The 13,983-nt window shown below is 46.2% G+C and carries 10 protein-coding genes and 1 pseudogene; 3 read left to right on the top strand and 8 right to left on the bottom strand.

Annotated features, from left to right (window positions below; translation table 11 throughout):
- Positions 1–15: 15 nt before the first annotated feature.
- The 6 genes and pseudogenes from EYS00_RS08385 to EYS00_RS08360 form a co-directional block, all read right to left on the bottom strand.
- Positions 16–909, bottom strand: coding sequence for a hydroxymethylglutaryl-CoA lyase (locus tag EYS00_RS08385; RefSeq protein ID WP_130636108.1), 894 nt, complete (start codon positions 907–909; stop codon positions 16–18).
- Positions 906–2,943 (bottom strand): annotated as a pseudogene (locus tag EYS00_RS08380) (acetyl-CoA carboxylase biotin carboxylase subunit). Before EYS00_RS08380 ends, EYS00_RS08385 begins: the two are co-directional and overlap by 4 nt.
- Positions 2,936–3,733 (bottom strand): enoyl-CoA hydratase/isomerase family protein, encoded by a 798-nt coding sequence (locus EYS00_RS08375; RefSeq protein ID WP_130636107.1) that lies wholly within the window; start codon positions 3,731–3,733, stop codon positions 2,936–2,938. The pseudogene EYS00_RS08380 and the gene EYS00_RS08375 overlap by 8 nt, the downstream one beginning before the upstream one ends.
- 10 nt (positions 3,734–3,743) lie before the next feature.
- Positions 3,744–5,351 carry a carboxyl transferase domain-containing protein gene (locus tag EYS00_RS08370; protein WP_130636106.1) on the bottom strand — a complete coding sequence of 536 codons (1,608 nt, stop codon included), beginning with the start codon at positions 5,349–5,351 and terminating at the stop codon, positions 3,744–3,746.
- Positions 5,352–5,365: 14 nt separating this feature from the next.
- Positions 5,366–6,535, bottom strand: a complete 1,170-nt coding sequence (locus tag EYS00_RS08365) for an isovaleryl-CoA dehydrogenase (protein WP_130636105.1) — start codon at positions 6,533–6,535, stop codon at positions 5,366–5,368.
- Positions 6,536–6,537: 2 nt separating this feature from the next.
- On the bottom strand, positions 6,538–6,939 hold the full coding sequence (locus EYS00_RS08360; protein WP_130636104.1) for a MerR family DNA-binding transcriptional regulator: 402 nt from the start codon (positions 6,937–6,939) through the stop codon (positions 6,538–6,540).
- A 265-nt stretch (positions 6,940–7,204) separates the two neighbouring features.
- Between EYS00_RS08360 and EYS00_RS08355 the strand changes: the two genes are divergently transcribed.
- Entirely contained in the window at positions 7,205–8,380 is a 1,176-nt protein-coding gene (locus EYS00_RS08355; protein WP_130636103.1) for a thiolase family protein, read from the top strand.
- A 298-nt stretch (positions 8,381–8,678) separates the two neighbouring features.
- The gene (locus tag EYS00_RS08350) at positions 8,679–9,995 is read left to right on the top strand and encodes a diguanylate cyclase (protein ID WP_165399341.1); all 1,317 of its coding nucleotides are present in this window, start codon (positions 8,679–8,681) and stop codon (positions 9,993–9,995) included.
- 38 nt (positions 9,996–10,033) lie between these two features.
- On the opposite strand, the gene EYS00_RS08345 is transcribed toward EYS00_RS08350, so the two are convergent.
- On the bottom strand, positions 10,034–11,689 hold the full coding sequence (locus EYS00_RS08345) for a DUF342 domain-containing protein (RefSeq protein WP_130636101.1): 1,656 nt from the start codon (positions 11,687–11,689) through the stop codon (positions 10,034–10,036).
- A 153-nt stretch (positions 11,690–11,842) separates the two neighbouring features.
- Entirely contained in the window at positions 11,843–13,273 is a 1,431-nt protein-coding gene (sbcB, locus tag EYS00_RS08340; RefSeq protein WP_130636100.1) for an exodeoxyribonuclease I, read from the bottom strand.
- A gap of 290 nt (positions 13,274–13,563) precedes the next feature.
- On the opposite strand from sbcB, the gene EYS00_RS08335 reads away from it, so the two are divergent.
- A complete protein-coding gene (locus tag EYS00_RS08335; RefSeq protein WP_130636099.1) occupies positions 13,564–13,983 on the top strand; it encodes a CBS domain-containing protein in 420 nt (139 codons plus the stop codon).

Below are 13,983 nucleotides of genomic sequence, written 5' to 3'. Positions count from 1 at the left end.
TAATGCCCTTTGAATTTAAAGAATGGCATTAGCGACTTTTGACTGGGGTTTGCGCCCAAGCACTCCAGTTATGTAGTTTGTTGCCAAAAGCAATTTGCTCATATCGACGTTAGAAGATATTCCCATACCATTGAGCATGTACAAAACATCTTCTGTGGCGACGTTGCCGCTAGCACCCTTCGCATAGGGGCAACCACCTAAACCTGCAACTGCGGCATCGATTACACGGATGCCCTTTTCCAGGGCGACATAGAGGTTAGCTAACGCTTGCCCATAGGTATCGTGAAAATGAACTGCCACTTTGTCTATTGATACTTTGTCTAACACTCGATCTAACATTTGCGCAGTTTTTAGTGGCGTTCCCACACCGATAGTATCCCCTAGAGAGACTTCGTAGCAGCCCATATCAATCATCAACTTGGTAACATCTGCGACTTTTTCAGGTGCGATATCTCCCTCATAAGGGCATCCTAAAACACAAGAGACATAACCTCGCACTTTAAGATTACGTTCTGTGGCTGATTCAATGACAGGTGCAAAGCGCTCCAGACTCTCTTCAATAGAACAGTTGATGTTCTTTTGTGAGAACTGCTCAGATGCCGCACCGAAAATAGCCACTTCATCCACATTGGCTGCCAAGGCAGTCTCAAAACCTCTCATATTGGGAGTAAGTGCCGAGTAGGTCACCCCAGAGCGCCGGTTGATAGCACTAAAAACCTCATCTGAACTGGCCATTTGTGGCACCCATTTGGGTGACACAAAACTACCTGCTTCAATACGCGTGAGACCAGTATCTGACAATAAATCAACTAGCTTACTTTTCTGCGCTACCGTCAGGTGTTCTTTCTCATTTTGTAGGCCATCTCTAGGACCTACTTCAACGATGGATACGGTGCTCGGAAAGGTCATGACTCACCGCGCTTATTTTCACTACTGGCGGTAAAGTCGAGAAGTGTCGCTCCGCCGTCAACCAGTTCTCCTGGCTGGTAATAAAATTCAGCGACTGTACCGTCAGCGGGTGCATTTATTGTGTGCTCCATCTTCATCGCCTCCATAACTAAGATTGGCGTACCTTTGGTTACTTCGTCGCCTTGGCTACATAAATGGGTAACAATCGTGCCATTCATAGGGGCAGTAAGAGAAGCGTCGCTATCTACATTGTTGTGATCTCCGAGGTCTGGCAACAGGTGCTCGAAAGCCAGCTTGCCGCTTGGCGTGAAGATGACGTAATGAGTATTTCTCTCTGATGCTTCCGATTTACGTTCGGCAAAACGTATTTTCTGAAGTACATCGTTTACTGTAATGTGTAATTCATTGCCAACCAGTTGCCCCTCGGCTAGCCAAGAGTATTCGCCAATTTTGATAGACCAGTGCGGTGACAAGGGCGCGCTTGAGTCAGCGATAGTGCATACCGCTTCCAATAATTCATCATCAATGGCAAATCTGATGTGAGCGGAATAGCACAGATTACTCCGCCACCCAAGAGTAGACTGCCACGGTGCGCTAGCAGCATTATTTTGAGCTTGATTACGCAGTAGCGCTAGCATTGCCATTACTGGCAAGTCGTCTTGAACGTGGCGAGGTTTAGACGCCATTAATTCATCAATGTGTTTGTCTACAAACGTGGTCGTTAGCTCAGCACGCTGGAAGGGTTCGAATCGGGTTAAATAGGCTAAAAAGTCAATATTAGTCGTTACGCCATCGATGTGATACTGCTCTAGTGCTTGGCCTAAGCGTTGAAGCGCGAGTTCTCTATCATCACCCCAAACAATCAACTTGGCAATCATAGGGTCGTAGTAAATACTGACTTCGTCCCCTTCAAGAACGCCGGTGTCGACCCGAACGAGTTCAGTTGATTGTGGTGGTGACAGTGTATTTAAAGTGCCAGTAACGGGTAAAAAGTCATTGTAGGGATCTTCCGCATATATACGGGCTTCAAAAGCGTGCCCGCGGATTTCCAATTGGTCTTGAGTTTTTGGCAGTGTTTCACCTTGTGCGACTTTGAGTTGCCACTCAACCAAATCTTCACCTGTAATCATTTCGGTGACAGGGTGTTCTACCTGTAGACGGGTATTCATCTCCATAAAGTAGAAACTACCATCCTCATCAAGCAGGAATTCCACCGTACCAGCACCCACGTAATCAATGGCTTTGGCTGCTTTGATGGCAGCTTCACCCATTTGTGAGCGTATTATCTGAGTCATCCCCGGGGGCAGGGGCTTCTTCAATAATTTTTTGGTGTCGACGTTGAACAGAACAATCACGTTCGAAAAGATATACGCCGTTACCCTGCTTATCACAGAACACTTGAATTTCAACATGACGAGGTTTGGTGAGGTACTTTTCCACCAACATGTGATCATCACCAAAGCTGGACAAAGATTCTCGCTTTGCTGCGTCTAGCGCATTTTGAAAATCGGCCTCATTCCAAACTTGGCGCATACCTTTACCGCCACCACCAGCAGCTGCTTTAAGTAAGACGGGATAGCCCATGTCGTCGGCGGCCTTTTTGAGAATGGCTGTGCTTTGGTCATCACCGTGATAGCCAGGTACGAGAGGCACACCCGCATTTTCCATAATGTGCTTGGCAGCAGATTTGGAGCCCATGGCTTCAATCGCGCTTGCAGGCGGACCTACAAAAATAATGTGGTTTGCTTCACAAGCGTTGGCAAATGCAGCGTTCTCAGACAAGAAACCGTAGCCCGGATGTATGGCGTCTACACCATGAGTTTTGGCGACATCAATAATATGTTCAGCACGCAAATAGCTGTCTTTGGCAGGTGCCTCTCCTATATAAACGGCTTCATCTGCCATCGCAACGTGGAGCGCGTTTCTGTCGGCGTCAGAGAATACGGCTACTGTTTTGATGCCTCGTTTTTTTGCTGTTGTGATCACGCGGCAGGCAATTTCACCGCGGTTAGCAATTAGTAACTTTTTAATCATTTTCTGTTTCTCGCCATGCTGCTGGGCGTTTTTCAAAAAACGCGTGTAGGCCTTCTTGCCCCTCTTCAGATACTCGCACTTTAGCGATTCGTGCGCTGGATTCATGAAGCAGTGAATGGTTGATCTCGCGCTGGCTAAAATCTTGTACTAGTAGTTTTGCCTGCGCCATTGCTTGAGGGCCGTTGTTTAGTATGTTGTTTACCATATCGTCAACGGTACTATTGAGCGCATCTTCCGATACTGATTCACTGAGTAGTCCCAGTCGCCTTGCTCGGCGTGAAGAAAACACCTCTGCGGTTTGGAAATATCGCCGACAAACCCGAGCGCCCATCGCTTCAATCACATAGGGGCTAATAGTGGCCGGGATGAGTCCTAGTTTGACTTCGCTCAAGCAAAACTTGCTCAGTTTACTGCCTACGGCAATATCACAGCAGGCTATAAGCCCTACAGCACCACCAAAGGCTGCGCCTTGTACTTTCGCAATGGTAGGCTTAGGTAGCGTATATAGTGTATGAAGCATGGTAGCCAGCGCCATAGCGTCTTGTTGGTTTTCTGCTTCGCTGTAGGACGCCATGCGTTTCATCCAGCCAAGATCCGCACCCGCGCTGAAGGTTTTTCCCTCTGCTTCCAAAACAACGACCCGAACGGCTGCGTCCTTTGCTGCTGTATTGAAGTACTGGGTGAGCGTGGCGATCATGTCATCGTCAAAAGCATTGTGCTTTTCGGGGCGGTCTAATCGAATTCGACAAACGCCCTTAGAATCAATGTTGTAGTTTACTACTGAATCCATGATTCGCCCCCTACATTCTAAACACGCCAAAGCGTGTGTCTTCGATAGGTTTGTTAAGCGCTGCGGATAAGGATAATCCCAGAACTAGGCGGGTATCTGCAGGGTCGATCACGCCGTCATCCCACAAACGGGCAGAAGCGTAGTAGGGGTGACCTTGGGTTTCATAAGTGTCTATGATTGGCTGTTTAAAGCTTGTTTCTTCTTCGTCTGACCATTGTTCGCCAGCACGTTCTTTTTGATCGCGCTTAACTTGTGCCAGAACACCCGCAGCTTGTTCACCCCCCATGACTGAGATGCGCGCATTTGGCCACATAAACAAGAATCTAGGGTCGTAAGCACGTCCGCACATGCCATAGTTTCCGGCACCAAAACTACCACCAATCAGTACGGTGAGCTTAGGAACATTTGCACAGGCGACCGCAGTCACCATTTTGGCACCATGCTTGGCAATACCGTCGTGCTCGTATTGTTTACCCACCATAAAGCCAGTGATGTTTTGCAGGAATATTAAGGGGATTTTTCGTGTTGCACACAACTCTATAAAGTGAGCGCCTTTTTGCGCACTTTCACTGAACAAGATCCCATTGTTTGCCACAATACCCACAGGAAAGCCAAAAATCCGAGCGAAGCCACATACCAGCGTCGTTCCGTAACGTGATTTAAATTCGTCAAAATCCGAACCGTCCACAATACGAGCAATGATTTCTCTAACATCAAAAGTCTGTCGCGTATCTTTGGGGATTACGCCATAGATTTCTTTACCGTCGTATTTAGGGGCAACTACATCGGCAATATCAATGGACGTCGACTTTTTACGATTGAGTCTTGCTACGGCGTTTCTTGCTAGCTCTAGTGCGTGATGATCATTATTAGCTAGGTGGTCAGCTACGCCTGAAATTCTGGTATGAACGTCACCACCGCCAAGCTCTTCGGCACTGACCACTTCGCCCGTAGCAGCTTTCACCAAGGGTGGGCCGCCTAAGAATATCGTCGCTTGCTCTTTCACGATAATACTCTCATCAGCCATCGCAGGCACGTAGGCACCACCTGCGGTACAAGAACCCATTACCACAGCTATTTGTGGGATATTTTTAGCTGACATGTTGGCCTGATTAAAGAAAATACGACCAAAATGCTCTTTGTCTGGGAATACGTCGTCTTGTCTGGGCAAGTTGGCACCGCCTGAATCCACTAGGTAAATACAAGGCAGGTGATTTTCTTCAGCAATCGCCTGAGCGCGTAAATGCTTTTTCACAGTAAGTGGGTAGTATGTACCGCCTTTTACCGTGGCATCGTTGGCGACTATCATACATTCAATGCCGTGTACTAAGCCGATACCTGCAACGACTCCGGCGCATGGAACATAGTCTTCATATACTTCCCATGCTGCCAGTTGGCCAATTTCTAAGAAAGGCGAACCCGCGTCGATAAGGCCGTCGATGCGATCGCGAGCCAACAGTTTGCCCCGCGCTACGTGGCGTTGGGCGGCCTTTTCTCCACCACCTTTTGCTATGGTCTGGAGTTTTTCTTTAAGGTCATTCACCTGCGCTTGCATATGCGCCGTGTTGTCAGCAAATGCTGACGATTTCGTATTTATCGAAGAATGAAGAACGGGCATGCCCCCTCCCTTAACTACTTGGATTCGTTGAACAATTCGCGGCCAATTAGCATGCGTCTGATTTCTGACGTGCCAGCGCCAATTTCATATAGCTTGGCATCTCTTAGCAGTCTGCCGGTGGCGTACTCGTTGATATAGCCATTCCCACCCAATAGTTGAATGGCATCAAGGGACATTTTGGTGGCAAGTTCTGCTGAATAAAGAATGGCACCAGCGGCGTCTTTGCGGGTGGTTTCACCGCGATCACAAGCTTGGGCTACCGCGTAAACGTAGGCGCGTGCTGCATTCATTTGTGTGTACATGTCGGCGATTTTGCCTTGCACTAGCTGGAACTGGCCAATAGATTGACCAAACTGCTCTCGGTCGTGGATGTAGGGCACCACAATGTCCATGCAGGCTTGCATAATACCCAGTGGACCACCTGATAAGACTACGCGCTCGTAATCAAGTCCGCTCATGAGCACGCGTACACCTTCGCCCTCATTACCCATAACATTCTCAAAGGGTACTTCGCAGTCTTCAAACACTAATTCACAAGTGTTTGACGAGCGCATGCCCAGTTTGTCGAGCTTTTGAGCACGAGAAAATCCGGGAAAATTTCGTTCAACAATAAAAGCGGTTATACCCCGTGGTCCTGCGTTTACGTCAGTTTTCGCGTAAATGACAAACGTATTAGCATCTGGGCCGTTGGTTATCCACATTTTGTTGCCGTTGAGAATGTACTTGTCGCCCTTTTTCTCTGCGCGTAGTTTCATGCTCACTACATCTGAACCAGCGTTGGGTTCACTCATCGCTAATGCACCAATGTGTTCGCCAGACACCAGCTTAGGTAAGTACTTTTCTTTTTGCGCTTCACTGCCGTTTCGTGCAATTTGGTTAACGCAAAGGTTAGAGTGGGCACCGTAACTCAGACCAATACCCGCAGACGCGCGACTCACTTCTTCCATAGCGATAGTATGAGCCAAGTACCCCATGCCTGAACCACCAAATTGTTCATCAACGGTAACGCCGAGCAATCCCATCTCACCGAGTTTCGGCCAGAGTTGATTGGGGAACTGATTGTCAGCATCGGCTGATTCTGCCAGTGGAGCAATCTCATTTTGCGCAAACTGATAGACCTGGTCGCGAAGCATGTCCATATCTTCGCCTAAACCGAAATTAAGTGTAGGGTAGGGCGTGTTCATGGCTATTTTCCTTTTTGTAATTCTGCTAGCTCTTCTCGACAACGGGATTCTACATCGTCAAGTTCTGTCATAAGCATTTGAATATCTTCTAATTGTTGGTTCAATACAGCGCGTTTTTGCGCTGTCATTTCAAGCATGGCTTCAAGTTGAACCGCGGAATTTGGGTTGCTGTCGTACATCTCAAACAGAGTTTTTACCTCTGCTAAAGAGAAACCTAACCTCTTACCACGTAAAATTAGCTTTAACCTGACGCGGTCTTTGTTACAGTAGATACGATTCTGGCCAGTACGACGCGGGCTTAGTAAGCCTTGCTCCTCGTAGAAACGGATAGAACGAGGAGTGATGTCGAACTCCCGAGCCAGTTCGCCGATGGAATAGGTTAGTTCATTGTTGTGGTCGTTCATTCATACGTACCTTTTGGCGCACACCCTCTTCTTTGTAGTATTCGGTCGACTCTCACCGTGCTGGTAAGAATCGTTGACACACATACGCTTGGGTTTACGTTAACGTTAATTACAATTTACGTTAAGGTAAGGTAACATTTTGCTAACGTCAATTTTTCAATTGAATTGTGTCATGCAAGACCAAAGTATTGTGTCTACTTTTGTATACGCGCAGTACGCTATGACGATGTGAATCAATACCTTTTAACTAAATGTGAGGCTAATTATGAGCAATGATGCGGTAGTAATTGTGGCGGCGAAGCGCACTCCAATGGGTGGCTTTAATGGAAGTTTATCAGCAGTACCGGCAACAACGTTGGGATCGGTAGCCATAAAAGCCGCGTGTGAGAGTATCGATGTGGCTAACATCGACGAAGTTATTATGGGATGTGTATTACCTGCAGGACAAGGGCAGGCACCGGCACGCCAAGCAACATTAGGCGCCGAGCTACCTTTGGCTGCGGGAGCAACTACCATCAATAAGGTGTGTGGTTCAGGTTTAAAAGCTGTAATGATGGCACATGACTTGATAAAGGCGGGTAGTGCATCTGTGGTTATCGCAGGTGGTATGGAGAGTATGAGTAATGCACCTTATATGCTACCAAAAGCTAGAACTGGTTATCGCATGGGGCACGGACAAGTCCTTGACCACATGATGATGGATGGCCTTGAGAATGCTTATGACGGCAAAGCCATGGGCTGTTTTGCGCAAGACACTGCAGATGCTGAGAGTATCACCCGTGGTGAAATGGATGAGTTTGCGCTGAGCTCGCTATCTAAAGCAAACACGGCTATCAGCGAAGGAACCTTTACTGATGAAATCGTTAGTGTAACTATTTCTAGTCGTAAAGGTGATATCGTTGTTGATACTGATGAAGGCCCAGGCTCTGCCCGTCCAGATAAAATTCCTTCACTTCGTCCAGCGTTCAAAAAAGACGGTACCGTGACTGCGGCAAACTCTAGTTCAATCTCTGATGGTGCGGCGGCACTTCTAGTGATGTCTGAGTCAAAAGCGGCGGAACTAGGATTAACACCACTTGCTAAAGTGGTTGCACATGCCACAAATGCTATTGAGCCAGAGTTGTTTACCGTTGCACCAGTAGGTGCCATGGAAAAAGTGCTTGAAAAAGCGGGTTGGGCAAAAGAAGATGTTGATTTGTTTGAAATTAACGAAGCCTTTGCCATGGTAACTATGATGGCTATTCGCAAGCTAGGCTTGGATGAAAGCAAAGTAAACATCAAAGGTGGTGCATGTGCATTGGGTCATCCTATTGGAGCCTCTGGTGCACGTATTTTGGTCACGCTTCTACACGCACTTAAGCAAAAAGGACTTAGCAAAGGTATCGCATCTTTGTGTATTGGTGGTGGTGAAGGCGTAGCGTTAGCCGTAGAAATGGTATAACTGCAATCCCCATAACGAGTGAGCTTTTCACTCCGTGATATTGAGGGAAATAATATCGAGGGAAAAATGGCACCGAAGGGTGCCATTTTGCTTATTGGGGATTAGGTTACATTGACCTTTGCATTCTACGGAATTGATTGTGTAATATTGAACAGTAATATCCGCAAACGTGTTATGTTTTAATCTCTTAGCAATAGGGCAGTGATTTACGTTGGACCAGCTTACTCGCGTGATTCGTTTTATCTCACTTTTTATTTGTGCGGTCTTGTCGTCTTTTGCGCATTCAGAAATTACCCCGGTGAAATACTGCATTGATCCGAGTTGGGCACCTTATGAGGCCCTTGTCGGCGGTGAGCATGTGGGCATATCTGCGGAATATATGAAAGCCATATCGGCGATCTCGTCTATCGAATTTGAGCTAGTTGAAACAGAGACTTGGGCGCAAAGTTTAGAATTTCTTCAGCGCGGTGAATGTCAGATGCTTTCCATGCTTACAGAATCTGAACGCCGCCGCCAATTTCTAGCCTTCAGTGATGCATATTTCGAAGCGCCAAATGTACTGGTCGCTGCCGTAGGTACGCCAATTTTGCAAGGTTATGACGGCGTTGGTTCTCGTTTGCTGGGTGTGGTTAGAGGGTATCGCCAGATGGAGTACATCACGCGATACTACCCGTCGCTTCGAATCAAGGTAGTTGAGTCCGAAAGGGATGGTCTTAATATGCTCTTGTCCGGTGAACTAGACGTTATGGTTGGTTCGCTTCTTACCGTTAATACTTTTATTAATATGCACAACTTGGATTCGCTCGCGATTGTAGGCTACGCAGAGCCTTACGATGTGCTCTCTTTCGGTGTGGCAAAATCACACACCCACATCCTTCCACTTTTGAATGATGCTATCGCCAAAATCCCTGAAGACAAAGAAGTCGCAATATACAAACAGTGGAGTAGTAGTAAAGTTCGTTACAACGCCACTTATATGCCGTATGCACTTGGTATGGTTTGTTTTGTTGGTTCATTGTGTTGGTTTATCTGGCGAGCCAGAGTCAGACAGCATATAAGGCGGTTGCTTCGCGAGAAGAATGAGGAAATTCAGTTATTAAAAGTTCAGCTGAGCGATAAATCTCGAACTCTTGAATTTTTAACCACCAGAGATGGTTTAACGGGCCTATACAATAGAAACCACATGATGCAGAGGGCAGAAGAGGAGATTTCTCGGTTCCAGCGCTTTCACTCTTCAGCATCGTTAATTGTATTCGATGTAAATTTTTCTGCAGCATCAGAAGATGTGGAAACTACGTTAGACGCATCGCAAAAACAAATTGCGACCACTTGCTTGTCAGCCGTGCGTGAGGTTGATGTTGTTGCTCGATTTACCAGTGAACGATTTGTCGTGCTGTGTCCGCAAACGGATATTGAGGCCGCAAAAATACTGGTTTACCGATTGAGAGACAGCCTTATGGCACAAGGCGTCGTAAAAGATCAAAATTTAGGCGTTGTATACTCTGTCTCAGAGCTTCAATCGGCAGAAACTTTTCTCGATTGGGAAGACAGAACGGTAAAAGCACTGTATCAATCAAAGCGCTATGGTAGCGGTACTGTTACCATAGCAGACTAGCAACGACTATACGTCAGCAAACAAAAACGGTGATTGTGCTAGACGATGGGTTCGTAATGCCATTTGTGAGAATCAAAGTGAATCATCGCTCTATCGTACTCTCGTTCAGAACGCCAGCTACGGGTGTTTAACTTAGCTGAAACGCCCGGATACAAACGTTTGTTGGCAATAAGCTTAATCTCTTTTTGATAGGCATCTCTCGCTTCTTTCACTTCGAGTGCTTTAGCTTCAATCCACGCGAGCAGTGCAGATTCATTGTTAAACATTTCCAGGGCATCAGACACTTTGTCTTGTAGCACTTGAGGCACTTTCTTGCTCTTGATTAGCTCGATCTTTTCTTTGTGCTTGAGATTATTTTTACGCAGCTGGTCGAGTAGCTCGTCAATGGCATTTTTGCGTTCTAATAATTGATTGTAACCAGGACTAAAATCCACTTTCAGCGTGCTGCCTGATACTGCACCTAGCGTACCTGCAATAACTTTGTCTTGGGTGAATACGTCACAAGCAAACAAGTTGCCTTGAGGGTTATCTATTTGTCCTACTATAACGCCACCGCCACTACGGAGGCGGCTGTATGTTAGCTGACGACCAACGGTAATAGTGCCTTTACAATGAATATCAAGTCCTTGCCCGTGCTGAACGTGAATACTCCCAGCTGCAACGAGTTTGCAAGTAAATTCTCCGTCAGCATCGTTAACCTTACCCATGGCTCCTTCAGTGATAATAATATCACCTTGGGATTCTATATAAGCAGACTCGACAAATCCGTTTATCGTAACGTCACCAGATGCTTTTATTTCCATTTTCTCGGTAACATCACCATTCACTAGGACGGCGCCGTCATAGGTGATATGACCCGTTCCAACATTAACACCGTTACAAATAAAGGTGTCATCAATAGTCATAGTCTGATCTTGATACTTGGGCATGCCAGCAATGGTTGAGACTAAAAGGTTCTTGTCAGAATCACTGACCGCTGTACCTTTTGCCATTTTGAACTCGAGCCATTCACCCGAGATAGGCTCGACAATATTGCCTTTAACGTCGAAACCGCTACGCCCTGGCGTCGGTTCTGTACGCCGTAAAACAGGTGTATCCACTTTGACGCAAATGACCTCACCCAAGTTACGCATATCAACTCTGTCGCCGTCACTGGTCTGCGGCTTCAATACACGTTCGAGCGCATTAGGTACTAATGGTCTAAATCGAGATGATCTCCCGTTTTTCGCTGGTAATCCTTTAGCGACCACTCGCTCTATCACTTCGCCAGCAGATGCGTTTTGAGCTCTAGCGAGAACGCTTTTGATCGCTTTTGTACCAATACCTTTCTGTATTTTTTGCTTACTCGCAAGAAGTTTAATCGCCCCCAATGAAGGTAACTTACCGCCGTATGGACAGGTGAGCACAAGGGTCGCGGTCATCTTATCCTCGGAAACTTTGAAAGCGACTTCCGCATTTCGGCGTTCTCCTACACACTCTTTCACTACGTTAGGACTGGCCGTTTTGTAGTTGTGATTTGCGGCGTCGATAGCCGCTTGCAACGAAGAGTTCGAAATATAAAGATTCTTGGTATCAGGTTGGTCGAAGAGCGTTTTAACTTCTTGAAAAACCAATTCTTTGGAGAATTCAGAAGGGTCTAGCGTCAGATAGATATTATTTTGGCTTTTGTCTAAGCTGATGGTCACACCATTCATTACTGCAATTTTCCTTTACTTGAAAGTGATAGTGCCGAGGTGCGATATAATCACGCTCAACCTAAAAACTGGTTAGTCATGTTATCGACCAAGGATACTTTATACTTAAGTAGAAATATTCAGTTCCTAATTTAATTTGAACGCCGAGTTACGTCAAAGGTTTTCGGCGTATTGATACAGTGCTCGGAGGATTGCCTGTTTGTTTGGGTCGTCACTGTGTTCATGAGCTAGTTTTTCCAGCGTCAATAAATAACTCTCCATCGTAATACTGGCTTGTGAGTCAGCGTCCGTGAGACGAGAACGGCGATGATGTTGCCAACGGGTCATTTCGCTGTCGTCTAGTGTCTCAGGGTAGTTTCGGGCGCGGTATCTGAACAACAGCGAACGAAGACCCACATGCTGAGTCTCATCAGAAAGAGCGGCCAAACTATTGGGTGAGGATTCTAGCACCTGATTACACCAACCCCTGTCCTCATTACTCAGAAAGCCGCCACTGTAGAGAGCGTGGTCAATATCAACGTCTTTTTCATCAAAGGGCTGGTTGTAAACCTCACGTAGTAATTGAGCTAGGTGTTGATGATTGACGAGTGCTTGATAGTTGTTTAAACAAGCTTCTCTATCCAAACCCAATCGCTTGGCATTCTCGGCAGTCATTGCTTTGGCCGTCGTAACAAAAGGTGATTTGTTGATATGGATGAGCTTTAAACCCGGCCGCTCATCGCCACTTTCCAATTCGTCAGACTTTGCATACAGTTTTTGTCTAATCGTTTCAGCATCATCGTTGAGTAAAGCTTCAATGGGCTTGGATAGATCAACAGCAATAATTGCATTTGGGTTCGTTGGATGCTTTGCAACGGGCATGATCCATGTACAACAGCCCTGACTGGCAGGGATTTTTGACGATATGTGTAACACTACTGATGGCTTAGACAAGTCGATCTGTGATAGTACTTCCTGCTTGTTTCTCAGTGAGAAGGCATAGTTAAACAGTTTTGGTTGCTTATCCTTGATTAACTTTGCTAATCCGATGGTCGCGTATACATCGCTCAGCGCATCGTGCGCATTGTCGTGGGACAAACCGTTGGCTTGCGTCAGGTGCTCTAGCTTAAAGCTCGGGCTGCCATCTTCTCTTAGTGGCCATTCAATGCCATCGGGGCGCAGGGCGTAACAGGCACGAGCTAAATCAATTATATCCCACCGACTGTTGCCATTTTTCCATTCGCGGGAATATGGGTCGTAGAAATTTCTGTAAAACATGTGACGAGTAACTTCGTCGTCAAACCGAATACTGTTGAAACCAACACTGCATGTATTGGGTGTTGCCATTTCACTGTGCATTCTTGCTGCGAAATCAGCTTCGTTTTTACCATCTCGAATAGTCTGCTGAGGCGTAATTCCTGTGATTAAACATGCCTCAGGATGAGGTAAGTAGTCATTCGCAATTGCACTCATAATATTTATTGGCTTTCCGATGGGGTTGAGATCCAAATCAGTTCTTACCGCGGCAAACTGGCAGGGCAAATCTTTTTGCGGATTAGCGCCAAAGGTCTCTAAATCGTACCAAAGAAAAGTGGGTGCATGCATAGTATTGAGTGTGTTGATTTACAGATAAAAATTCGAAGGGTGCAGTTTACACCTAGCCCTCATGAATACCAACTGATAGCGAGTACGGGACTAACAATTTGCGCCTAACACTACAGATACTATCGATTCGAATAAATAAACAGCAAAATACTCGCTGAAATCATTTTCCCAGTCTAGGCTTATAGTTATCGGCAATATGCGCCGAGAAGAACAAAAAATAAACACATTATTTTGCTCTTAACTGAAATATCAAGCGTAGTCATTAACAGGTAGAGCAAGGGGAATGAAAAATGGAATCGTTGCAAGTCAGTGATTATATGAATACCCACCCGGTCAATATCGGGTTAGAGATGCCTGTCGCCGAAGCAGTTGAACTACTGCTAGACAGCAAACAAAGTGGTGGTCCAGTTGTAGATAATAAAGGTAAAGTGGTCGGTTTTTTGTCAGAACAAGATTGTATTGGAAACATGATTGCGTCCAGCTACTACCGAGAACAAATCTGCCGTGTCTCTGAAATTATGAAGACGCCAGTGGTTTCTGTTAAGCCTTACATGTCGGTACTCGAGCTTGCTCAAAAACTACTGAAGGACAAACCGAGAGTATACCCAGTCGTCGATGATGATGGTGTTTTATTGGGCACTATTAACCGAACACAGGTACTGAAAGCCATAGACATACAACTGCGGTCTGGCTATCAACAAGCGAGTTGA

The sequence above is a fragment of the Alteromonas sp. KUL49 genome (assembly GCF_006538345.1).
GTDB lineage: Bacteria > Pseudomonadota > Gammaproteobacteria > Enterobacterales > Alteromonadaceae > Alteromonas.
Note: the sequence above shows the minus strand (reverse complement) of the source record. Positions and strands in the feature narration are given on the sequence as shown.